The organism is Candidatus Neomarinimicrobiota bacterium, from assembly GCA_018651745.1.
Classification (GTDB): domain Bacteria; phylum Fidelibacterota; class Marinisomatia; order Marinisomatales; family TCS55; genus JAAZYX01.
The window spans coordinates 73,460-99,043 of record JABIDL010000037.1 but is presented as its reverse complement, the minus strand read 5'-3'; the positions used below and the strand labels follow the sequence as shown (position 1 = coordinate 99,043).

Here is a 25,584-nt window from a genome sequence, read left to right as displayed (position 1 = left end):
TATATTTCAGGGTTTTATTCTCTGCCTGATTTGGTGCAAATTCATGCTAGCTATTAATGAATGAATGACAACTTCTAAACAAAATGAACACACTTGGATAAAAGTCGGCGAACTTTCCGGAAAAATGTACGCAGACATGATAACCGAATTGCTTGAACAAAACGATATTCCGCATTTTGTAAAATCAGATGTTATGACAACCACTTTCTCCATCTCATCAAGTGAAGCAACGGGAGGCTTAATAAAACTATTTGTTCCTGAAAAATATAAAGAAAAAGCTGAATCACTTTTACACACGGTTGTAGGATAATGCCAGATAAAATTCAATCACCCAAGGGAACGCATGACATTCTTCCTCCTGAAGCAAGACGCTGGCAGGTTGCTGAAGAATCCATTCGGAAGATGATGGATATTTTTGGATATGGAGAAATCCGTACACCTGTATTTGAAAAATCTGAATTGTTTGCTCGTGGTGTTGGCGAAACGTCGGATATCGTGTCTAAAGAAATGTACACTTTTTCGGATAAAGGCGATACAAGTTTAACCTTAAAACCGGAAATTACTGCGCCGGTCATCCGATCTTTTATTCAACATAATCTTGGGAAAAAGTCACCCATGACAAAATTGTATTACATTGATCATGCCTTTCGTCAAGAACGCCCCCAAGCCGGAAGATTTAGGCAATTTCACCAATATGGTGTGGAAGCCATCGGTTCACACCAACCGGAAATGGATGTTGAAGTTATTTCGCTCGCAACCGAATCCTTGATTGCACTTGGCCTTGATGGGCTCACACTCAAGTTGAATTCTATTGGCGAAACGAAAAGCCGAAAAAAATTCCGTAAAGCATTAAAAACGTTTTTACAGCCGCATTTCAACGAACTTTCAGAGGCTAGCCAAAAAAGATTCGAAGTTAATCCGCTTCGAATTTTGGATTCCAAAAACCTTGAAGAACAAAAATTATTACAAGACGCTCCCAACATTTCTGAATTTTTAGACGATAATGATAAGGCACATTTTTCAGATGTTTGCGAAGGACTTACACAATGTGGAATTCCATTTGAACTTGATTCCACTTTGGTGCGCGGTTTGGATTATTATACTCGCACTACTTTTGAAATTACCTCCACCGCCTTGGGTGCACAGGATGCGGTTTGTGGTGGCGGAAGATACGATGGACTTGTGGAAACCCTCGGCGGTCCTTCCACGCCAGCGATTGGATTTGCAGCTGGGATTGAAAGGATATTATTGTGTTTAGAATCCAAAAATGAATCTACAGCGGATAGCCAAATTCAAGTGTATTTTATTGCACATGGAGATGTGGCTCGGGAAATTGTGATCCCACTAATCCATGCCAGTAGGCAAATAGGTGTACAGTCAGATTTTGACCCTATAAGGCGTAGCTTAAAAGCTCAGTTCAGAGAAGCAAATCGAATCGGCGCCGAGTTTGCAGTGATTATTGGGGATTCAGAAATTCAAGCAAAAGAAGCACAGATAAAAAATTTGGAAACAGGGGATCAAATGTCAATCAAATTTGATGATCTGGGCGGTTATCTTGCCTCTTTGCAAATATAAACTTTCTTTTATACATTAAAATACAGACGCATGAAAAACGCCATTTTGAAACAAAAAATTAATTAAAGGAATCTATGAGCACCAAATCTATACTCATCGTTGAATCGCCAACAAAAGTGAAAACATTATCCAAACTCCTTGGTGATAATTTTGAAATAATATCCTGTGTAGGACATGTTAAAGACCTACCAAGAAAGTCGCTAGGCGTAGATGTTGATCAGGATTTTTCCATGGAAGAAGAAATTCTTGAAGAAAAGAATCAGTTTTTTAAAGAACTGAAAAAACTAGCCAAGTCTGCGGAGAAAGTGATAATAGCAACTGACCCGGATCGTGAAGGCGAAGCCATTGCTATGCACATTGCAGAAGAATTGAGTGACTCTATGATCGAGCGTATTCAATTTACGGAAATCACAAAAACTGCAATTGAAAAAGGATTAACCGAGCCCAGAGACATTGACACCAATCTTGTGGAAGCTCGAAAAGCACGAAGAATTATTGATAGGTTAGTCGGATATAAAGTTTCTAGAGTACTGTGGAGCACGCTTCAGAATAATATGAATTTTGTAAATAAAACATTATCCGCTGGCAGAGTTCAATCTGCTGCATTGCGAATTTTGGTTAACCGTGAGCGCCTAAGAGCGATGTTTAATTCTGCTTCGTATTATGGAATAAAAGCGGAACTCAAATCCGGTACGTCAAGTGGGTTCCCTGCCAACCTCCATTCCGTCGATCAAAAGACTTTAATTACCGGGAAAGATTTTGATAGTACAACCGGCGATTTAAAACGGCAGGATGCTTTACTCCTGGATAAGCCAAAAGCAGATGCGCTTGTGGATGAACTACAATCGGGACCTTGGATAGTCGAAGATATTGTTGAAAAACCGCGCACTTCTAATCCAAAGCCTCCATTTACCACAAGCACACTGCAACAGGAAGCCGCTCGAAAATTACATTTCCCGGCACGCCGAACCATGCGAACTGCTCAGAAATTGTATGAAAATGGATTTATCACATATATGCGAACTGACTCAACCCATTTATCCGACGAAGCTTTGAAAGCTTCACGCGATTATATCATAGATACATTCGGGAAGAAGTATGCTCCCAAAACGCCCAACATTTATAAGACCAAGGTAAAAAACGCTCAGGAAGCGCACGAAGCTATCCGCCCATCCGGATCAACATTCGCATCGGTTGAAAGTGCAAAAACCAAACTGGGTGACGACGAGGGAAAACTTTACGATTTGATTTGGAAACGTACCATCGGATCCCAAATGGCATCGGCCAAATTGAAACAGACAACGGTAACAATAGAAAATAATTCCGCAACATTTCGAGCTACAGGAAGAGTGATTATTTTCCCCGGTTACATGAAGATTTATGTGGAAGGAAGGGACGATTCCTCGAAAGGTTTGGCAGACCGGGAATCTGTTTTACCGAATATGAAAAAAGGCGACACACTCGATTGTATTTCTCTGGATGCAGAAGAACATAATACCAAACCGCCAGCTCGCTTTACAGAAGCGTCTCTTGTTAAAGAATTGGAATCGGATGGAATTGGAAGACCCTCCACGTTTGCAAATATAATTGACACGATTCTCTTTCGGGAATATGTGACAAAAACCAAAGGTGCGCTCGTTCCAACCTTTTTGGGAGTTGCCGTTACCCAACTATTAGAAAACCATTTTGAGCATCTGGTAAATACACAATTTACTGCCCAAATGGAAAACGATTTAGATTCAATTGCGCGAGGTGAAATGAAAGCGTTGCCGTTTATGAATGATTTCTATTTTGGAAATAACGAAGATGCCGGACTGCAAGGCATGCTAGATGATCCTGTAGATATTCCGAAAGCGTGCATTATTCCGCTGAATGGAACGGATAAAAATGAATTGATTATTCGAATCGGGAAATTCGGACCTTACGTCCAGCAAGGCGAAGAACGACGAAATATCCCGTTGGACCTTGCTTTAGGAGATATTACAATTGAAAAGGCGATGGAATTGTTAGCGCAAAGCGACGGTCCGGTAATCATAGGAAAAGACCCAAAATCAAATGACGACATTGTGAGTAAAGTTGGCCCCTATGGACCTTATGTTCAGCGCGGTGAAACAACCGAAAGAAAAAGTATCCCTAAACATATTGATCCATCATCTATTGATTTGGAAACAGCTTTGGCGCTCTTGAATCTTCCGAGAGTCGTTGGCTCTCATCCGGAAACCGGAGAGGAAATTACAGCTGACTACGGCCGATATGGTCCTTACCTTAGAATGGTTAAAAAAACACGGAGTCTTAAAAATCCTGACAATCCATTAGACATTTCCCTTGATCGTGCGATAGAATTACTCGCACAAGCAACTTCTGGGAGATCTGAAGCATTAAAAACATTAGGCAAACATCCTAAAACAGGAGAAGAGCTGACTGTAAAAGCTGGGCGCTATGGTCCGTTTATTTCTGACGGAAAAATTAATGCGTCCCTTCCCAAAGGCGTTGAGCCCAATGATGTTACCTTGGACACAGCTGTGGAATTAATTGACAATCGCAGATTAAATCCTCCTAAAAAACGACGAAGGAAACGAAAAAAATCATGAAATTAACATCTCTTATTTCCGTATTGTTTTGCACCCTACTTTTTGCCAATTCAGAACAATTGATACTAGATTTGGAGAAAAGCCTGATGGCACCATGTTGCTGGAGCGGGACAGTTTATGATCATGGCAATTCTGAAATGGAAAAGGAAATTGAAGCCTTGGTCCTAAAAGGAAAACCCAGGGAAGAAATTTTAAATTATTTTGTTAATGAAAAGCAAATTGTTATGTCTGATGGCAGAAGAACCTTTGGATATGGAGAAAGAATTCTTGCTGTACCGACTGCTTCTGGTTTTAATTTGTTAGCATGGCTGATGCCCGCAACACTCGGGATTGCCGCGATTCTTATAATTGGCTTTACAATGAAAAAACGCCCCCACCCCGCCATCACTGTCAAGCAACCAAAACAAAGTGACATCCCATTCAATGATACCATTGAAAAAGAGCTCAAAGAATTAGATTAATTTTATGAAAAAAACTTCCATAGATAATATCGTTTCCCTCTGCAAACGCCGCGGATTCATTTTCCAGAGTTCGGAAATCTATGGCGGATTTGGCGCCGTTTATGATTATGGCCCACTCGGAACAGCACTTAAAAATGCTATTTCACAAGGTTGGATGACAGCAATGACTCAATTACATGAGAATATTGTTGGATTAGATAGTGGAATTTTAATGCACCCAAAAATTTGGGAAGCTTCGGGACATGTGGGCGCATTCAACGATCCGCTTGTGGACTGTAAGCATTGTAACGCGCGTTATCGGGCCGATGAATTATTTGACGGTAATCCTGATGATGGGACCTGGGAAGATATTCAATGCCCATCCTGCGGGACAACAGGACAATTAACAGAACCGCGTCAGTTTAATTTGATGTTCAAGACACATGTCGGCCCTGTGGAAGATGATGCTGCTGTCGCATATCTCCGCCCGGAAACAGCGCAGGGAATTTATGTGAATTATCTTTTGGTACAAGGTGCCATGAGATTAAAAATCCCTTTTGGAATTGCGCAAATCGGTAAAGCATTCCGGAATGAGATTGTTGCCAGGAATTTCATTTTTCGCACACGGGAATTCGAACAAATGGAAATGCAGTATTTTGTTAAGCCGGGCAACGATGAAAATTCTTTACAAGCATGGAAAGAAGAAAGGTTGAACTTTTATACTGATATTTTGGGAATTGACAGCACCAAACTCAGGTTTCATCAGCATAGAGAAGGCGAACTTGCCCATTACGCAAAAGAAGCGTGGGACATTGAATATGAATTCCCGTTTGGATGGTCAGAGATTGAAGGAATACACAATAGAACCGATTTTGATTTGCGACAGCACCAAGAATATTCAGGGAAAAATATGAAAATTTTTGATCAGGAAGCGAATGAAAAGTACTTTCCCTATATTATAGAAACATCCGCCGGATTAAATAGAATGTTACTTGCAGTTCTCGCCGATGCATACTGGGATGACACCGAAAATGACCGCATTGTATTAAAACTGCATCCGTCTCTGGCTCCAGTAAAAGCAGTGGTTTGTCCACTCGTTAAAAAAGAGGGTCTTCCTGAAATTGCTCGCAAAATTGTGGATGATTTAAAATGCCATTTTAAGGTGCTCTATGATCAGGCCGGTTCCATCGGAAAACGCTACTACCGCCAGGATGAAATGGGAACACCATTTTGTATTACAGTTGATCATCAAACATCAGAAGATCAGACCGTAACGCTTCGCCATCGGGATACACAAAAGCAAGATCGTATTGGCTTGGATAGCCTAACCGAAGCATTAATGTCTAAAATCGGAACCTACAGCACCTAATTTACCCCAGAATTATATTTATGGTTGTTCCGACGAGGTAATCAACCATTTGTTTGTTAATTACCTCCCTATTCCCCAATAAAATAAACTACTTGCAGTTATTCAATACTACATCTATACTTGTATGATTTCTGGTATACATACCACATACCCGGAAATTTCATAATAGTGATAAACACAACCAAGGAGAAAGCAACATGAAAACACCAATGCGATTAGTAGCAATTCTTGGGATGGTAGCTGGTCTTTGGGCCCAATCGGGTTCAGTTTCCGGTACAATTTCAGACACAGATGGTAACGGCCTTGCCGGTGCAAATGTGGTTCTGGATGGAACATCCTTAGGAACAGCCTCAGACGCGAATGGTTCTTACAGCATTTCTAATGTACCGTTTGGTTCCTATACCATAACGGCGTCTTACATTGGACATGAATCTGCAAGTCAGGCCGTTCACGTAGGAGGCACAGCAACAACCGTTAACTTTGAGCTCGCTGGAGAAGCCATTGCGATGGGCGGAGTTATGGTAACCGGTTCCCGCGCTGCGAGCCGTACTGCCATGAAATCCCCAACGCCGATTGATGGATTTGACGATATGGCGCTGCGCAGACAAGGCAACGGTGACTTTACTGAAACTCTTAAGAACCAGGTACCGTCCTTCAATGCGACACCTCTGACAGGTGATGGAGCAGCATTCGTGCGCCCGACCTCAATGAGAGGTTTACCACCGGACAATATCCTTGTTCTCGTTAACTCAAAACGCAGACATCGCTCAGCCTTGATTTCACATTTTGGCGCGGCAATGAATGTAGGCGCCCACGCTGTTGATGTCGGAATGATTCCGGGAATCGCACTCAAGCGTCTCGAAGTTCTCCGTGACGGTGCCTCGGCACAGTACGGATCTGACGCCATTGCAGGTGTGATGAACTTTATCTTGAAAGAACGTTCAGAAGGAATTGAAGTAGATGTTCAATCCGGAATGTGGCTTCCCGCACCGAACGGCAGAGGCGGTGAATTTGATCTTAAAATCGCGACCAATGTTGGTATGAAGCTTACAGAAAAAGGCTTCCTCAATATCACTACCGAATGGATCAATAACCCGGAGCTTTCACGCGGGCAACAGCACGCTTCCGCATCTGACGGTTACAAAGGATGGGATTCGAGCTGGGGAGTTGATGATAAGTCCAATACAGATAATTGGCAGACAGCCATGAACTGGGGACGGCCAAAGAGCTACGGCTTTCGGTCTGTTTGGAATGCAGGTCTGCAAATCAATGATCATGTGCAGGCATATTCATTTGGTAACTTTGCCGATACATTTGGTGAATACAGTTTCTTCCTTAGAGCGGCAGGAAAATCCGGCGCTTTGACGGACATTCCCTTAAATCCTGCAGATTCGTCCGAAGGAAATTTTTCCTGGGCCGACACGTATCCATTGGGGTTTACTCCTCGCCTTGAAGGGCATGGAAATGACATAAGTTCTGTTGTTGGAATTAAGGGTGACTTAGCAAATGGATTAGAGTATGACTTCAGCGCAAGCTATGGATCCAATTATATCCGTTACTACCTGAAAAATACTCTGAATCTTTCCTGGGGACCGTACTCACCGCACAATTTTGACATCGGGGATCTTCAGCAGGCAGAAACCAACTTGAATGCTGACTTCTCCTATGCACTTTCAGATGCTTTGAATCTTGCATTTGGCGGAGAATGGCGTGAAGAGGAATACACCATGTATCAAGGACAGAAAGAATCCTGGATGCCCGGACCCTGGGCAAATGTAGCCTTGATCAAGGATCCAACCATTGCTGGGGATTCAACGTATTACACAGCGCCAGGTTTGGCGGCCAACGGTATGCCAGGAACAAGCCCGGATGCAGCCGGTGTTTTTGCACGCACAAACTACTCAATGTATGCTGATGCAGAAATGGACATGGGTGCATTACTGGTACAGGCAGCCGGACGCTTTGAGGATTTTTCCGATTTTGGAACGACAACCAACTTTAAAGTTGCCGGTCGTTTTATACTTGGAAACCTCGCGACACTTCGCGGAAACTTCTCCACGGGGTTCCGCGCACCGACTCCCGGACAGTCCAACTATACCGGTATTGTAACGTCATTCGATGGCCCAACAGGGAAACAGGTTCAGGAAGGAACTCTTAGGCCGACTGATTCCTTGACTGTTACCATGGGCGGAGTGGCTCTTACTCCTGAAAAAGCGACCAATATCAGTGTTGGCTTGACTACGAATATTATTCCGAGCCTGAATCTGACAATTGATGCATACATCATTAATGTTACAGATCGCATCATTAAATCGAGATCTCTTGCTGTTACAGGAAGCACGGAATTTTCGAAGCTCGCATTTTACACCAACAACCTCAGTACCAATACCACCGGTCTCGATGTTGTTGCCGTGTACAACATGGGTAAAACGAACCTCAGTATGGCGATGAATTACAACTCGACGACTGTAACCGACTCTACAGAGATTGATACAGACGACGATGGTATCAAAGATGCCTGGCCGGTATCCAGCAGTACGATTTTCAATATGCAGAACAATCTGCCGAAAATCCGGTTATCGTTGACCGCTGATCATAGGCTCAGTCAAAAACTTTCAGCAATGGCTCGTCTTAATTATTACGGCGAAACTATTGATGAACAAGGCGACCGTAAAAAAGTTGATCCAGCTATGCTGCTAGACCTTGAAATGAGTTGTGTTGTAAGCAATAACCTGAGCGTAATCTTGGGTGCTGCCAACATATTGAACACGTACCCATCAGAAACTACTGGGCGTGTATCTCAAGGGATGCCTTATCCTCGTCGTACGCCAATCGGCTACCACGGTGGTATGACATACCTAAGGTTAATGTATAACTTCTAATTGCTTCGCAATTAAGTGAAAAAGGCGGTGAGGAAACTCACCGCCTTTTTTTATTCTTCATTTTTAATTAAGACCTTAATTTCATAGTCTATTATGGAAGATGATATTCAATTACAATTTCAAAACCTTGAGAAATCTGCAACACTTGCTATCAATGAACAAAGTTCTGCATTGGAACAAGATGGGCAGGACATTATCAAATTTGGGTTTGGGCAATCACCTTTTCCTGTTCCAGAAACCGTCGTGGACACTCTTAAAGTTTATGCACATAGAAAAGAATATATTTCTGTAGAAGGTCTTCCGGAATTACGGAGCACGATAGCTGGTACCTATTCCAAAGAACTAGGCACTGAATGTGATGGTTCTCAAGTTTTTATTGGTCCCGGAACAAAAGAGTTGATGTTTTTGCTTCAAATGATCCATGATGGGGAAACGATTATTTCTACACCCTCATGGGTATCCTATTCTCCACAAGCTTCCATGCTTAAAAGAAAGGTGTCTTATATTCACACTTCATCGGATTCAGACTGGCTTTTATCTGCTAGTCAACTTGACGATGAACTAAAGAAATTTTCCTCCGTGCCTAAGCTTTTGATCCTCAATTATCCCGGGAACCCGTCCGGAACATCTTATAAAGAAAAAGATTTGATTGCGTTGGCAGAGACTGCTAGAAAACATAAAATTCTCATTTTATCTGATGAAATTTATGGGCGCTTAAATCACGAAGGAAATCATAGATCCATTGCAGAATTCTATCCGGAAGGTACCATTATCAGTTCCGGTCTTTCAAAGTGGTGCGGTGCGGGCGGATGGCGACTTGGACATTTTCTTTTTCCGAAAAAAATGAAACAGCTGATGCAATCCATGGCGGCGGCAGCCAGCGAAACTTTTTCATGCGTTTCTGCTCCGATACAATTTGCTGCGGTGCGGGCATACCAGGCAGACGATTCTATCAAGAATTACCAGTTTCATACAAGGCGTGTATTGAAACTCATAGGTCAATATTCCACAAAAAAACTGAATGAAGGTGGCATTAAAACAGTTGCCCCTACAGGTGGATTCTATCTTTTTCCTGATTTTTCTGACATCAAGGATTCATTTTCAACAAGAGGGATTTCTGATAGTCCTACGCTTTGTAAGAAGTTACTGGAAGATACAGGAGTTGCCCTTCTCCCCGGTTCAGCTTTTTTTAGGAATCGCTTAGAACTTACAGCTCGTCTTGCTTATGTCACATTTGATGGTGCTAAAGCACTTCAAAAAAGCGCTAAACAACCTTCCGACGGATTTTCGTTTGACCATTTAAACCCAACATGCAATCGCGTTGTGGAAGGTATCGATCGAATTATAGATTGGATTCATCAATAAATATCTTATGAATTCAATTCGACGAACCATATTAATTTTCTTATTCTCAACACTTGCGCAAAGTGCCAACCCACGACCCGTTCACGCAGAAAATGGAATGGTCGTTTCATCCAGCGTGTGGGCTTCTGAGGCTGGTGTGAACATTCTTAAGAAAGGCGGTAATGCTATAGACGCTGCTGTTGCAACTGGATTCGCGCTGGCGGTCACACTTCCGCAAGCGGGAAATATTGGCGGTGGAGGATTTATGGTGGTGCATTTGGAAGACGGCGCCGAGCTCACGCTCGATTACAGAGAAATGGCGCCAAAAGCTGCGCACCGCGACATGTTCATTGATGACACCGGTGGAGTAAACCGTGAGCTTGCGCTTCATTCTCATTTATCATCGGGTGTCCCGGGATCTGTAGACGGCCTCTTAAAAGTGTTTGAAGATTATGGATCCGGGAAAGTATCCCGACAACAAATTTTGACATCCGCTATTAATCTAGCACAAAATGGTTTCCCAATCACCCGTAGATATGCAGCGTTATTAAACTGGTTTAATGATTTTTTTGCAAGAGATGACGGCGCTTCAGAAATATTTATTAGGCAAGATGGGCATCCATGGCAGGAAGGCGATTATCTCGTCCAGCGTGATCTTGCAAGAACCCTGAAGCGAATTTCAAAATATGGGCGTGATGGGTTTTATTCCGGCGCTGTAGCAAATTTAATAGTAGCAGAAATGAGAGAAGGTGGTGGGATTATCTCTCACGCTGATCTGGAAAATTATGAATCAAAATATCGCAAACCGGTCATAGGGAAATTTCATGGTTTTGATGTTGTTTCAATGGGTCCACCCAGCTCCGGAGGCGCATTGCTCATCCACATGCTAAATATGACCAAACATTTTGAATTAGATTCCCTTGGGTGGAATTCTTCTAATTACATTCATGTGCTGACTGAAATTGAAAGGCGCGCGTATGCCGACCGCGCTGAGCATATGGGCGATATGGATTTTTGGAAGGTTCCGCTCAGTATGATTGCTTCCGAAACGTATGCTGAAGAGCGCGCAAAAACAATTACCATGGAAAAAGCTACACCAAGCGCTATGGTTTTCGCCGGTGATCCGCTACCGTACGAAAGCCCCGAAACAACCCATTATTCTGTGATGGACGCCAACGGCAATGCCGTTTCCGTAACTACCACCATAAATACTGGTTTCGGCTCAGGTGTTGTGGTGGAAGGTGCAGGGTTTTTTCTAAACAATGAAATGGATGACTTTTCCGCAAAACCGGGATCGCCTAACTATTTCGGCCTTGTAGGAAAAGAATCCAATTCCATTGAACCCATGAAACGGCCACTGAGTTCGATGACACCGACAATTCTTTTAAAGGATGAAAAACCGGTTATAGTTGTCGGCTCGCCAGGAGGAGGAAAAATAATTACTACTGTGTTTCAAACGATTTTAAATAGGGTTGTATTTGGAATGGATATACAAACGGCCGTTTCCGTGCCACGCATTCACTCGCAATGGCTGCCAGATATGATTTTTATTGAAACTCGCGCAATATCGAAAGATGTTGAAAATAATCTAAAACAAAAAGGGCACGAGATTGCCATTTACGGAAGTGGAAGCATCGGGAATGTAAATGCGATTGCTGCTGACTCCACCGGGTTCAATGGTGGTGCCGATCCGCGTGGTGAAAATTCCGTTGTCGGCTACTGAGAATTTTTCCCTATTAAATCCTCCACAACCTGAACAAATACTGAAGCGCCAACCAAAAGTGCTTCTTCATCAATATCAAAATGAGAACAATGGTGTGGTACACTCTGAAATGGTTGATTCTTTGGCGCTGCACCTACAAAAAAGAAGCATCCCGGAACTTTTTGCGCATAATAACTGAAGTCTTCCCCACCCATTGAGAGATAAGGAAAATCTGCACCTTCACCCACAATCTTTTTCGCTGAGCTTAATAACTTTTCATACGCAACTTCATCATTAATCGTGGCAGGATAACCTTCCTGATAGTCAAACTTAATCTTTGCGCCAAACGTTTGAGCAACTCCATCAATAATATCTCCCATCCGTTTTTTAATCATGGCTTGAATATCTTCTTCGTAGGCTCTTGCTGTTCCCAATAACACAATTTCATCTGCAATCACGTTAAAATTGTAACCTCCATTTATTTTCCCAATCGAAACTACCGAACTTTTTAGCGGATCGGTATTTCGGCTAACAATGGTTTGCAGCGCTATTACCAAATGAGATGCAACAAGAACAGCATCCACCGACCCGTGCGGTGCGGCGCCATGACCACCGATTCCTTTAACCGTAATGGTAAACTTATCAGCATACGCCAAAATCGGACCGGGCTTGATTCCAATTTCTCCCGTGTTTTGATAGGTCCATAAATGAATTCCGTAAATCTCATCCACATCCTCTAGGCAACCGTCTTCAATCATATAACGAGCGCCTCCTTCTCCTTCTTCCGCCGGCTGAAAAATGAAACGTACATTTCCATTTAGTTCATCCCTTTTTTCCGCCAACACTTTGGCGGCGCCTAAGAGCATGGCCACGTGACCATCATGCCCGCAGGCATGCATCACGCCATCATTAACTGAAATATATTCTTTCTCTCCTGTTTCCTGAATGGGTAGGGCGTCCATGTCTGCTCTAAGCGCAATTGTAGGACCCTCTCCTTTCCCTTTTAAGTCTCCGACAACGCCGGTTTTTCCTACACCTGTTTTTACATCCATGCCCAGCGATTGTAGTCTTTTAGCAACCAGTCCGGCGGTTCGGATTTCTTGAAATCCGAGTTCAGGATGTTTGTGAATATCGCGGCGCGTAGTAATGATTTCATTTTTAATTAGTTCGATTTTGTTTAGAATATTTATTTTCATAAAAGCCCACTTATTTTGTATTAGTTAATGGATTCCGCGATGTTTGAAAAGCTGGGTTTTAGCATATCCTCCAAAAGCTTTAAATCCCATTAATATGTGCCCTTCCTCTTGCAAATTCTGGTCTTGCTAGAATGTACTCTAAAATGTTTTTGTATCCAAAATCAACCAACCCGTTGTAACCTCTTAATCCATCTGAAAAAAAATTGTATCAATATTCCAAATACAATTATTTTAGCACTAGCTTAACTTATTTGTTTCTCAGTATCATATAGGAACTTACAGCTTATAATCGTATGCATTCTACTCATGACTCTTAGTTAATTATTCTATGGATATAGACTTTGGTATAAAACACCCAATGATGTATTTTTTGGAGTAATTGCAACTGTTTCGATTACTACTTGTATCTAGATCGCCTTCAGTATAATTTCTATCCAGAAAGGTAAAAAGTAAGAAAAAGGCATGCAAAAAGGATATGAACAATGGTTTTCAAAGTAATAATTACTATTACTATTTGCCTATCTCCAATGCAATCGCTACAAGGTTCAAAACTATGGGGAGTTATTATGAAAAATGGTTATGACAGTAGCGGTCCATATCATAATAATGTAATGACTTTTATTGATGCCCAACTTAATCGATTAAAATTGCAGGGGGGCTCAGGTTCGTCTTGGGAGTATAATAGTGACGATGGATGGGGACTACTCTTCTATAGTAACAAAAACCCTTTAATATTGCTTGAAAACCAGATTTTTAGAGGTGTAGAACCAGCATGGAATAGTTGGAATTATAACAATGCTCAAGATTCTATATTATATGCTATTAATGATGAAATTGCTAACCTAGCTTTAGGTCACGTTAGGCGCGCAACTACAGGATCCCAAGGTATACCTAATCCTCATCCATTTATTTGGAACGGTGAAGACGGACGAGACTATTCTTTTGCACATAACGGCACGATTGAAAAAGAGATTGTTAGGGATCTTATACTAGGGATTGACCCCAATTGGCTAAACGAGCATCCTCCGCAAACGTTCGAAGGTTACATAACCTCTTCGGGTAATGCGTGCGGCAGCGATTGGGAAGATGAATCGTCCACCGGTGGTTGGCAATGTGTGGTAGATTCTGAAATTTATTTCTCTTGGTTAATGTTACACATAGCTATAAATGATTACGATGTATTAAGCGGGATAAATCAAGCTCTTAGTAATCCAAATTTTTTCCAGGGATCTGGAGACAAGAATTTCATCTTTTCTGATGGAGAGCAACTCTATGGATTCCGACGAATTGACAACAACAATACCAATCATCCTCTTGTTTACACTGTTGCTTTTCCTGAATCCCAGGATTTTAAAGGTGCTTATAAGTCCATCATGACAATTTCAAGTGACCCATACAGCTGGCAAAATGATATGGATGATCACTCATTTGTCATCTTGCATCCAATCCAAGATGTAATACTTCTTGAGAATTTTGATACCATAACTGGTATTGAATCTAAAACCCTCAATAAAGGGTGGAATTGGATAGGCTTTCCCCGGCTTCTCGATAACGATTCAACATCGTCCGAACTGGTCTTGGAAACTTTAGTGCCCTTTGTTGAAGAAGTCAGATATACAGAATCGGGCATTATGGCATGGGATCCAATTGATTCAACATGGGATAATAACGGGCTGGGGAATTTCAATAGTACCCGAGGTTATAAAATGAAGATGTCTGATAGTGCTTCCGCCTATTTATTACCGGTTCAGGGAGAAGTGGTTGATTCTGGAACCCCCATCACCCTTGAAGACGGTGAAAACTGGATAAATTATTTTTTGCCGACAGCACAATCACCTCTTGATGCGCTACCGCAAGAAGTAAAAAACCACCTAACACTCTTAAAAGGACAGCATTGGTTTATGGCGGTGGAAGACGGTGAATTTCTTCCGTATATGGGATGCGGAAGTGAAGATCCCGAAGACTGCAGTCTGAAAATGGAATACGGGAACACGTACTTACTGGACATTGAATTGGATATTGAAGATGAAATAACATTTACTTGGAATACCCCGAATGAAACGTCTGAAACCGAGCCTTCTGAAATCACTTACACTCCTCATTTTACGTATGAAGAAAAAGAATATTACCAGCCTGTAATAATTGAAAGTATTGAAAATGGGGCCAACATTATTGAATTGGGTGCTTTTAAAGATGGGAAGTGTGTGGGATCGGAGCGGGTTGAAGGGTGCCCTATCAATCTAAAATTGTACGCAAAGATTGAAGATATCCCCAATCTTACTTACGATGTCATAACACAAAATCTACGAGGGCGGACAACCACAAACCAGAATGGGTTTTCCATGGTAAAACAGATTCCCGTTACGAGCCATGTCCGAAGGGAAAATGGCACTGCTTTTGTTACGCTTAAAATGGTTGATGAAAAAAAGAAAAATGACCATTCACCAAATGCTTTCAGTTATGTACAAACGGCTCCCAATCCTTTCAATCTAAAAACAACCATTCAATTTGGATTGGAAAAAGATACATGGCTTTCACTTTCGATTTTTGATATTAGGGGGAGAAAAATAGCATCATTAGCGGAAGGGAATTTCCAAAAAGGATCCTACGCGATTGACTGGAATGGGAAAAACCATTGGGGTGACTCTGTTTCCTCCGGAATGTATTTCTATCACCTTAACGGAATCCGTGAACATAAAAAGGGTAAACTTTTACTGCTTAAATAACATGTGGTATTTCTGATGACTATTGTAAAACCCATTATTTTTACTCTTTTTTCAGGGATGTTACAAAGTGCAATCATAAAGGTAAATCCTGATTCAAGCAGTGATTATGTTTCTATACAGACAGCCATAGATTCGGCACAGGCGAGTGACACGATTTTAGTGTCACCGGGTAGGTATATTGAAAATCTTGATTACAATGGGAAAAATATCCTTGTTTGTTCTCATTACATTTTTGATGAAGATGATTCATTTATTTACAACACCATTATTGACGGGAATAAGAGTGGCAGTGTGGTCAAATTTGATTCCTACGAAACTCGGTCTGCCATCTTAAACGGGTTCACTATCACCAACGGGAGTGGAATTATTATACGAAACAGCAGCCCCACCATTAAGAATTGTTATATTACCAAAAACTATTCCATGGGTGAGGGTTTTAATAACGGTGGAGGAATTACTATCGCTGAGGGCACCTTCCCATTCCTTTCGAATCTAACAGTAACACAGAATTTTAATGCGGATAAGGCAGGAGGCGGAATTTCGATTTACCACCAAGGGAATGCTGCCTTTGATCCGGTAAACCGGTGCAATGTTTATTTGAATTGGTCCGGAGGGTACAACGATATAAGTCACGGCGGGTTTAATCCTCGGTATCCGATTGATATATATCTTGATACTGCTACTGTGAAATACCCGTCCAGATATTTTTTCCGAACAGGGCGTAATGATGTTTTAGATATCAAACATGGAAAGATAGATCAAAAATATTCAAACCTGTATGTTGATCCGGAAACCGGACGTAATAAAAACTCCGGCGCATCCTTAAATGAACCTTTGAAAAATGTTCATTATGCACTCGCGCTTGTTGCGGCTGATACTGAAAACCGCGGAACCATTCACTTAGCGCCGGGGACGTACTCATTTTCCGGCAGTGGGGAATTCTTGCCTCTCAACCTTCGCAGTTACGTCTCTATTGTTGGCGCAGGAAAAGAAGAAACGATATTTGATTTAGATGGGTCGCTGGATCCTGCTATGAGTGCTTATTTGGAAAATAAAAGAGACTTTACTCTTTCTTCATTCCAAATCAGGAATGCAGGAAGACGGGACCAATACGACATGGAAGGCGTTTTGGTATTGAACCAAAATATAAATGTATTGTTAGAAGACCTTTTATTCACCCAAAACTCCATGCATTATATTATTAAATCCACATATTACTCTGGTTCATTATGCCCGGATTCAACCAGTATAACCATAAGAGATTGTGACTTCATTAATAATTCTGGATATATCAGTACCTTTTATTACTATTTCATTACCATTGAAAATTGTCGCTTTATGAATGGTGTACCTTATTATTACGGAATTACCGGCTCGACAGGCGCACTTGCATTACGTGTCAATCATCATTCCTTCGCTACTTCTGCACAAAGCAGGCGAATAGAAAACTGCGTATTTACCAATAATTTGAATGAGGTGAACTTGTCGGGTGGAGGTGGGAGTCAAACTATTGTATATGTGGAATCAAAGAAAAACGTAGATTTTGTGAACTGTACATTCGCGGACAACTTCATAGCAAATTCCAATTCGTATGGCGCTGTGATTGTGGACGGACATGACGGAGGAAGTACACGCTTTGCAAACTGCATATTTTGGGGGAACGCCCCTTCCCAAATGACTGTTTGGGGTGGAATGACGACAAATGAAGTTATTTTTTCTCACAACATTGTACAAGATTTGGATAATATATCCCAAAATGTAACGTTGCTTGATGGGAATATGAGTTCCGATCCCCAATTCAGTCTACTTGACTCCAATGATTATTCTTTATCAGCATCCTCGGCGGCGATTGATGCCGGTACAGCATTTTTTGTGTGGGACGGAGATACAATTGTAAATCTTTCTCCAAATAACTATGTTGGGGAAGCGCCTGATATCGGAGCCCTTGAATACCAAAGGCTAAAAATTACACCGGAAGCAATCTTACCCAAAAAACTGCGACTTCAGTCTGCCTACCCAAATCCATTCAATTCGAATATCACCATTAAATTTGAAGTGCCTTTTCCCGCTGTCTTATCAATCAAATTGTATGATATAAAAGGCCGGTTAATAAAGGAACAATTAAATGCATGGTTAGGCACAGGTCAGCATAGTTTCTCATTGGACGGTAACAATCTTGCATCAGGAACGTACTTTTTACAAATAAGCGACGGAAAAAGATTAGATTCACGTAAAATAGTTCTGCTTAAATAGCCGCTTCCACTACCGGTCGGTTTTGTTTATTCATCGGCTCAATTCTTTTCTATTTTCATACCTTCAATGATGGTTGAAATTAATACTGTAAATGATTCGCCGGTATAGCCTTCTACTGTGGATACCGGAAACACATTTAATTCTGAATACGGCATGGATTGTTTATCCGTTAAAGATTCTGATAAGGTGTTAAATACTCATCCGAGAATAATCGCAGTTTGTCCGGAAAATCCCGTTCTATCGCTAACCTGTTCTTTCAAGTCTGCAATGAGGCGATGTGATGGTCTTTTAAGCGCTGTATTCGTTATAATTGAAGTGGCTGGAATATTTGATGGAACAAGCCATAGCGCAAGACATTAAGATTGATTCAGGGTTAAAGCCCGTGTAAGTTTTGGTTCATTTTTTTAAAGAGGAAATAAATTATGACAGAAAATAACGATACAAAACTGGTAGAGCGCCTTTCTGAAATTAGGAAACAGTTTCACCAGGAAATCAGTAAACGCATTATTGGGCAGACAGTTGTGTTAGACCATATTTTGATTGCATTATTATCACGCGGACATACACTAATTGTCGGTGTCCCGGGATTAGCCAAAACACTTATGATTAAGTCTTTATCCGAATTGCTTGATCTCAAATTCAGCCGTATTCAGTTTACTCCTGATCTTATGCCAAGTGATATTACTGGGACTGAAATCATCGAGGAAGATCAAAACACAGGAAAACGTGAATTTCGATTCTTTAAAGGTCCCATTTTCGGTAATATGGTTTTAGCTGACGAAATTAATCGAACGCCACCCAAAACACAGGCTGCCCTTTTAGAAAGTATGCAGGAACATAGCGTAACGGCTTCTGGACAAACTTACAAACTGGATGAACCCTTCTTTGTCCTCGCTACACAAAACCCAATTGAACAAGAAGGCACCTATCCGCTTCCGGAAGCTCAGTTGGACAGATTCATGTTTACAATCAATATTGATTATCCCTCACGGGATGAAGAGGTTTCTATTGTACAAATGACAACCGGTTCGCATGAAAACCCGCTCTCTAAAGTTATTTCAAAAAATGAAATGTTGGCATTTCAGGATTTGGTTCTTAGAGTTCCTGTTGCAGATAATGTTGTGGAATTTGCGGTGGACCTTGCATCTGCAACGCGACCTTACGCAGATCAAGCACCAACCTTTATCCAAGAATGGATTGAATGGGGGGCGGGACCAAGAGCATCTCAATATCTAATTCTGGGTGCAAAAGCAAAAGCTGTTTTGGATGGCCGCCCATCTCCCAGTATTAAAGACGTAGAGGCGCTTGCACTTCCTGTTTTACGCCATCGTGTAATCCCCAATTTTAATGCTGAGGCCGAAGGAATGACCGTCGATTCCATTTTAACTAAACTTGTTACAGCCGGGAATCAAGATTGAACAACGTTGATAAAAGGAAATTTCTCCAACCGGAAATGGTTGCCAGACTTAATTCAATGGGCCTGCGGGCAAGGTTGGTCGTTGAAGGGTATCTTATCGGCCAGCATAAAAGTCCATTCCATGGATTCAGCGTTGAGTTTGCAGATCATATGGCGTACAATCCCGGCGATAACATTCGTCATGTTGATTGGAAACTATATGGTAAAACTGATCGGTATTATATCAAACGATTTGAGGAAGAAACCAATCTTCGGTCATTCATTCTTATGGATACGAGCAAATCAATGGCGTTTTCCAGTGGAACCGTATCCAAGTTGGATTATAGTGGTTACCTCGCTGCAGCTCTATCCTACTTGATGGTTCGCCAACGAGATGGCGTTGGGCTTGTGCTATTTGATGAAGAAATTCAATCGCTTATTTCACCAAAATCAACTCAATCTCAATTGAATGCGATATTGGGGAAACTGGAACATGCTAAACCAGGCAAACAAACTCAATTGGGGAATGTTCTCCATGAAATGGCAGATCGCATATCCAAAAGGGGATTGGTAATCGTCATTTCTGATTTATTCGATAATTTTGATTCGGTTATTTCCGGGTTAAAACATTTCCGGCATAACAATCAAGAAGTTATTGTTTTTCATATATTGGATAGGCAAGAAGAACAATTCCAATTTAATACACGGTCAAAATTTTTGGATTTAGAAACCGGCGAAACGATTACGACCGAACCCTGGCAAATCAGAACAGCATATAAAGAATTGATAAAAGATGTTCAAAATAAATACAGAAAAGAATGTCAAAATCGTAAAATTGATTATGTCCCTCTATTTACCGACCAGAGTCTCGATTTGGCTCTGAATGAATATTTAAGAAAACGGCAAAGGGTAGGGTAAGAAAATCTGCTAATTCCCGGCCCTTTGGGCTTTATCATAATACCGCTGAGCATCCTGCGGTTTTCCCTGCTGGGTCAGCACGCGCACCATACCCAAATAATATTCCTTTACATCCGGATCTTCAGCAATGAGTTCTCTGTAAAATTTTCCTGCTTTCCGCCATTTTTCTGCACGTTCAAATGTTTGAGCCATTCTCAACAGCGCTTCCGTATCATCAGGATTTAAATCATTCGCCCAGAAAAAATTATCCTCTGCGGTATCGAACTCACCTAATTGCATATTCAAAATTCCTAGATTGTAATACAAATCTGCTTTAATGATTTTATCTTCTTCTTTCTCGATGGCATCCTCAAACGTTTTAATTGATTCTTCAGTTCTCCCTAGATCATAATACACCGTGGCTAACTGACGAGTGATTTGTGAATTACTCGGATCAAGCTCTGACGCTTTCCTCAAAAATGTGACAGCCTTTTCTTTTTCGCCTAAGCGGAGATAAATCTGTCCGCTTGTGTGATTAATACCAATTTCATCCGGACCGAGTTCATAGCCCATTTCTAAAGACGCAACTGCCTGAGAAGTATCTCCTGTTTCAAAAAATACCGTAGCAAGAACCGGATATGTTTGAGATTCTCCCGGATGAATATTTTTTGAGGCTAAAAATAATGGAAGCACTTCAATCATTGCTGATTTTCGGTCTTCGCCGATAAGATGAATAACCTTATTATATTCTGTAATGGCTACGTTAAATGAGGTTGTCCAATTGAAATACCTACTATTTTTGACATATTGTTCGATTGTCATTCCATCGGGCATTGTTTCCTGCGAATTGATTGACAGCGCCTTTTCAAACATTTCGTTCATCTTATTCCATTCTTGTCGTTTCCCGTAAATCTCATTTCCCAGTAGCGCGGGAGCTTCGGCATTTTCGGGGGCGATTTCCATGGTTTTCAGAAGAAATTCCTCAGCCCTTTCAAAGTTCTCTTCATTTAAATATACCCTAGCCGATGTAAGCTCGGCGGGAGGACAACCCAAGAATATCACAGCGGATGACAAAAGAGTTATTAATGATAATTGGTATTTTTTTAACATAGTTTCCTCAATAGTTACCTTAAAAGGACATTAGAATGTAATGGGATTCTATTTTTTCAACAAGTGCTTACACCAGACAGCACGTTTCTTTTTCTTTGATTTATTTCTTCTCTTTTTGCGAGCAATGTATTTGCAATTCCAAAACCTTCTACACATGTAGAGGCCCATGCCGTTCCATCCGAAACAGCGTTTACTAATGATTCGCCTAAAACAAGAGACGCTGCCATCCCGCCTCCAAATGTGTCACCGGCGCCCGTTGGATCTACCACCGACACTCCAGACACTGCCGGAATACAGGTACAATCTTCCGTTGTAAAAATGGCAGATCCTCTACTTCCTTTTTTAATTATGACTGTATCCGGACCCAATTCCAACATGTGAGAAGCTGCCTTGTTCAAATTCTTTTGACTGGTTAATTGTTGCGCTTCTTCTTCATTGATAAGTAAAATATTCGTTTGTTGCAATACAGTCAAAAGTTCATCTTTCGCAATATCAATCCATAGATTCATAGAATCGGTAATGACCGTTTGAGCTTTGCTACATTGCTTCAATACCGAGAGTTGAAGTGCCGGGTGGATATTGGCTAAAAATATAACATCCGCATCGCATGCAGACTTAGAAATAACCGGCTGATAATCTTCAAACACACCCAATTCTGTAAAAAGCGTATCTCTTTTATCCCAGTTTTCATGATATCGCCCACCCCACCTAAACGTTTGACCTACAACTTGCTGAATATTTTCCAACGATTCGGAATACGAATTATATATATCCATTCCCTCATCCGGGAAATCAGAACCAATAATTCCAACCGGAAATACAGAAACTCTTTTCCCGCTTGGAATAAGCGCATGGGTAATCGAACCACCGAGAATAGCATTCCTTTTATCCTGTGGTGTTTCAATCAAATCAATTGCAATGGATCCTGCTATTAGAAGTGAATTATGCATGATTATTGTCCAGTATTTTACTCGAATTTTTCCCATCCCGCAAGTGAGAATACTTCTTAATTAAATCCACAATAGTTAAAGTGTTGGAAACTGCATTTTAATATCTGTAAATTATATTCCTATGAGTATAAAAACGTTTGCAATCCTTACCGATATTCACTCAAATCTTGAGTCATTAGAGACAGCATTGTCCATTGTCGAAAATCGCGGTGGCGTCGATCAGCTCATGCTTATGGGTGATTATTTTTCTTTAGGCCCTGCGCCAGTCGAGACACTTGATACCATTCTTCAATTAGATGATATTATTAAGCTTCGTGGAAACCATGAACGATATATTGAGGATCGATTATGGGAACAAGAAAATCCTACTTTAGAAGGAATGGATCCCAACGATCCCGTTACTAAAGAAATTGTTTTGAATGAAAAATGGACAGCTGAGCAAATTGGAAAACGGGGTTTGGATTTTATTAAATCTCTTGATATTTCACACAAAGAAATAATTGGATCTACTTTAATTGAATTCACCCATGCCTGGTTTGAGCGTGACGATGAACCTCCCGTTATGGACGAATTGAAAGAATGGCGAAAAAAAGAGCAGGAAGCAAACCCGATGCTAGATCGTTTTGTATTGATCCACGGTCATTCACACCTTCCGCGGGAAGAAACTGATGGAAATTTAACTGTCTTTTGCCAAGGTGCTACCGGATTACCTTTTGATAAAGATTCACGCGGAGCGGTTGGGTTTTTAACTGTAAACGATGGTGTTCATTGGGATGTAGTGCGTTACAATTATGATAAAGATGTAACAATTAATATGCTCGAAAATCGAAAACCTCCATTTTATGCCAATCTTCAGAATACTATTAGTTACGCAGAAATTCGGAACGACATCTAGTACTGTCTCCATCCTCTGTTAGCTGTTTTAATTCATAACCATTCCTATGCCCTATTTTGATCATTCTGCAACGACGCCAGTCAGACCTGAGGTGCAAGATAAAATGCTGGAAATCACTCATAATGCTATTGGGAATCCATCCAGTGTGCATTCGTCCGGGCGCGCTGCAAGAGCAGCTATAGAAGAAGCAAGATCAGGTATAGCAAACGCTATCGGATCAAAATCTCATGAAATAATTTTTACAGCAGGGGGAACCGAAGCCAACAATATGGTTCTTTGGAGTGTAATACAACTTGTTAAAAAACACGTAATCACAACCCAAGTTGAACATCCAGCCGTATTAAATGTCCTGAACAAACTGACCAAATTTGGAATAACCCATTCTGCTATCCCTGTAAATTCAATGGGAATGGTTAGCTCGGAGGACATTGGCTCTGCAATTCAAAATGAATCCGGGTTGATTTCCATTATACTTGGAAATAATGAAATGGGTACAATGCAGCCGGTAGAAGACATTTCTCTTATTGCCAAAAAAAGAAACATTCCCCTGCATACGGATGCAGTACAAGCATTGGGGAAAATTCCAATTGATGTAAATACTCTCGGAGTAAATTTCATGAGTTTAGCTTCTCATAAATGTTATGGTCCAAAAGGTGTTGGGGCCTTATTCTGCAAACAAGGATCCAATCTTCATCCTTTACTGATTGGAGGTGGGCAAGAGCGAAATCTGCGAGCCGGGACGGAAAATGTTGCAGGAATTGCAGGATTTGGGCTGGCGGTAAAACTTGCACAACAATCACTAAAAAAGACTGCTATCCATTTGAAAACCCTTGAAAATCAATTAATAACAGGATTAACTGAAACCTGTAAAAATGTAGTTTTTAATGGGGACCCAGATCATCATATTCCCGGCATTGTTAGTGTCTCTTTCCCAAATATGAGAAGTGATAAAATGATGGTTTATTTAGATCGAAAATCCATGGAAGTTTCAGCAGGATCTGCTTGCGGTTCAGGCGATATTAAACCATCTCCTGTTTTGGAAGCCATGGGTATAAAAGAAAGTCTAAATCTGAATACTCTCCGGATTAGCTTCGGAAAAGATAATACTGCCAAAGAGGTGAATGACCTAATTCAAACCATCTTAGAAATTTTAGACGGTTCCGAATAATGTCTGAACGAGTCATTGTTGGTCTTAGTGGCGGGGTTGACAGTTCTGTGGCAGCACTTTTACTCAAGGAATGGGGTTATGATGTTGAATGCTTGTTTATGAAAAACTGGGATGACCCGGACGCAGAATACTGCACTACTGAACAGGATTATAAAGATGCAGTTCGAGTTTCAGACGCGTTAAACCTTCCTCTCCATACAGTCAATTTCGTAAAAGAATATCGTGAAAATGTATTTTCTTACTTTTTAGAAGAATACGACGCAGGGCGCACCCCCAACCCGGATATACTTTGCAATCGAGAAATTAAATTTAAAGCTTTTTTAGAATACGCTATGGAATTGGGGGCTGATTTCATGGCGACAGGACATTATGCAAATTCAACTAAATCGGATGAAGGAAATCAATTATTAAAAGGATTTGATACAAACAAAGACCAAAGCTATTTCCTTTATGCCTTAAACCAAAGACAACTTTCAAAGGCATCCTTTCCATTGGGATCATTGACAAAACAAAATGTAAGAGCTTTAGCTGAAAAACATAATTTACACACCCATGATAAAAAAGATAGTACCGGCATTTGCTTTATAGGTGAACAAAAGCATTTTATTTCATTCTTAAAAAATTATTTTCCGGAAAACCCTGGGGATATCAGAACCATTGACGGAAAGAGTTGCGGTACTCACGATGGACTACTCTTTTACACAATCGGGCAGAGAAAAGGGCTGGGAATTGGTGGTGGATTCGGAACAGATGATTCCCCGTGGTATGTTGCCAAAAAAATAATAGAATCCAATGAATTGATTGTGGTACAAGGACGAGATCACCCTTCACTTTATTCAAAACAATTAACAGCAGATCAATTGCATTGGATTTCAGGAAGTGCCCCAAAAATTCCGATAACCATTTATGCGAAAGTTCGGTACCGCCAGCAAGATGAAAAATGTACAATTAATTCTATAAAAGATGGTGTTGCTAACGTTTCCTTCGACCAACCAATTTTCGCTGTTACTCCAGGTCAATCCGTAGTTTTTTATAATCATGATGTTTGCCTTGGCGGTGGAATCATTCAATAAATATCTTAAATATTGGA

General features: G+C 41.0%; 19 protein-coding genes. 16 read left to right on the top strand and 3 right to left on the bottom strand.

The genetic code is table 11. The features are described from left to right. The first annotated feature begins 64 nt into the window (after nt 1-64). From HOD97_07290 to ggt, 8 genes are all read left to right on the top strand, one after another. Nucleotides 65-310, top strand: a complete 246-nt coding sequence (locus HOD97_07290) for a hypothetical protein (protein ID MBT4281398.1) — start codon at nt 65-67, stop codon at nt 308-310. Then, nucleotides 310-1,575: a histidine--tRNA ligase gene (locus HOD97_07285; protein MBT4281397.1), complete on the top strand. Its 1,266-nt coding sequence runs from the start codon at nt 310-312 to the stop codon at nt 1,573-1,575. Before HOD97_07290 ends, HOD97_07285 begins: the two co-directional genes overlap by 1 nt. 74 nt (nt 1,576-1,649) lie before the next feature. Further along, nucleotides 1,650-4,166 (top strand): type I DNA topoisomerase, encoded by a 2,517-nt coding sequence (gene topA, locus HOD97_07280; GenBank protein ID MBT4281396.1) that lies wholly within the window; start codon nt 1,650-1,652, stop codon nt 4,164-4,166. Continuing rightward, the gene (locus tag HOD97_07275) at nt 4,163-4,627 is read left to right on the top strand and encodes a hypothetical protein (protein MBT4281395.1); all 465 of its coding nucleotides are present in this window, start codon (nt 4,163-4,165) and stop codon (nt 4,625-4,627) included. Before topA ends, HOD97_07275 begins: the two co-directional genes overlap by 4 nt. 4 nt (nt 4,628-4,631) lie before the next feature. Then, nucleotides 4,632-5,975 carry a glycine--tRNA ligase gene (locus HOD97_07270; protein ID MBT4281394.1) on the top strand — a complete coding sequence of 448 codons (1,344 nt, stop codon included), beginning with the start codon at nt 4,632-4,634 and terminating at the stop codon, nt 5,973-5,975. 197 nt (nt 5,976-6,172) lie between these two features. Next, nucleotides 6,173-8,857, top strand: a complete 2,685-nt coding sequence (locus HOD97_07265; protein MBT4281393.1) for a TonB-dependent receptor — start codon at nt 6,173-6,175, stop codon at nt 8,855-8,857. Between the two features lie 93 nt (nt 8,858-8,950). After that, nucleotides 8,951-10,222, top strand: a complete 1,272-nt coding sequence (locus HOD97_07260) for an aminotransferase class I/II-fold pyridoxal phosphate-dependent enzyme (GenBank protein MBT4281392.1) — start codon at nt 8,951-8,953, stop codon at nt 10,220-10,222. Between the two features lie 7 nt (nt 10,223-10,229). Beyond that, a complete protein-coding gene (ggt, locus tag HOD97_07255; GenBank protein MBT4281391.1) occupies nt 10,230-11,924 on the top strand; it encodes a gamma-glutamyltransferase in 1,695 nt (564 codons plus the stop codon). Here the strand turns inward: ggt and HOD97_07250 are convergent. After that, nucleotides 11,918-13,099, bottom strand: a complete 1,182-nt coding sequence (locus HOD97_07250; protein MBT4281390.1) for an amidohydrolase — start codon at nt 13,097-13,099, stop codon at nt 11,918-11,920. The two genes, ggt and HOD97_07250, sit on opposite strands and share 7 nt — an antisense overlap. 566 nt (nt 13,100-13,665) lie before the next feature. Between HOD97_07250 and HOD97_07245 the strand changes: the two genes are divergently transcribed. From HOD97_07245 to HOD97_07225, 5 genes are all read left to right on the top strand, one after another. Beyond that, on the top strand, nt 13,666-15,825 hold the full coding sequence (locus HOD97_07245; GenBank protein MBT4281389.1) for a hypothetical protein: 2,160 nt from the start codon (nt 13,666-13,668) through the stop codon (nt 15,823-15,825). A gap of 15 nt (nt 15,826-15,840) precedes the next feature. Continuing rightward, nucleotides 15,841-18,078, top strand: coding sequence for a DUF1565 domain-containing protein (locus HOD97_07240; protein MBT4281388.1), 2,238 nt, complete (start codon nt 15,841-15,843; stop codon nt 18,076-18,078). Nucleotides 18,079-18,231: 153 nt separating this feature from the next. Beyond that, complete coding sequence (locus HOD97_07235) at nt 18,232-18,438, top strand: hypothetical protein (protein ID MBT4281387.1); 207 nt, start codon at nt 18,232-18,234, stop codon at nt 18,436-18,438. A gap of 62 nt (nt 18,439-18,500) precedes the next feature. Next, nucleotides 18,501-19,496, top strand: coding sequence for a MoxR family ATPase (locus HOD97_07230; protein ID MBT4281386.1), 996 nt, complete (start codon nt 18,501-18,503; stop codon nt 19,494-19,496). A 35-nt stretch (nt 19,497-19,531) separates the two neighbouring features. Continuing rightward, on the top strand, nt 19,532-20,392 hold the full coding sequence (locus HOD97_07225) for a DUF58 domain-containing protein (GenBank protein MBT4281385.1): 861 nt from the start codon (nt 19,532-19,534) through the stop codon (nt 20,390-20,392). Between the two features lie 9 nt (nt 20,393-20,401). Here the strand turns inward: HOD97_07225 and HOD97_07220 are convergent, their stop codons facing one another. Both HOD97_07220 and HOD97_07215 read right to left on the bottom strand, forming a co-directional pair. After that, a complete protein-coding gene (locus HOD97_07220; GenBank protein ID MBT4281384.1) occupies nt 20,402-21,481 on the bottom strand; it encodes a tetratricopeptide repeat protein in 1,080 nt (359 codons plus the stop codon). 56 nt (nt 21,482-21,537) lie between these two features. Continuing rightward, a complete protein-coding gene (locus HOD97_07215; protein MBT4281383.1) occupies nt 21,538-22,431 on the bottom strand; it encodes a sugar kinase in 894 nt (297 codons plus the stop codon). Between the two features lie 121 nt (nt 22,432-22,552). Between HOD97_07215 and HOD97_07210 the strand changes: the two genes are divergently transcribed. Genes HOD97_07210 through mnmA form a run of 3 tightly spaced genes read left to right on the top strand, consistent with a single transcriptional unit; the run spans nt 22,553 to nt 25,567 of the window. Next, nucleotides 22,553-23,326: a metallophosphoesterase gene (locus HOD97_07210; GenBank protein MBT4281382.1), complete on the top strand. Its 774-nt coding sequence runs from the start codon at nt 22,553-22,555 to the stop codon at nt 23,324-23,326. A 46-nt stretch (nt 23,327-23,372) separates the two neighbouring features. Then, nucleotides 23,373-24,494: a cysteine desulfurase gene (locus HOD97_07205; protein MBT4281381.1), complete on the top strand. Its 1,122-nt coding sequence runs from the start codon at nt 23,373-23,375 to the stop codon at nt 24,492-24,494. Next, nucleotides 24,494-25,567: a tRNA 2-thiouridine(34) synthase MnmA gene (mnmA, locus tag HOD97_07200; GenBank protein MBT4281380.1), complete on the top strand. Its 1,074-nt coding sequence runs from the start codon at nt 24,494-24,496 to the stop codon at nt 25,565-25,567. The genes HOD97_07205 and mnmA overlap by 1 nt, the downstream gene beginning before the upstream one ends. The last annotated feature ends 17 nt before the right edge of the window (nt 25,568-25,584 follow it).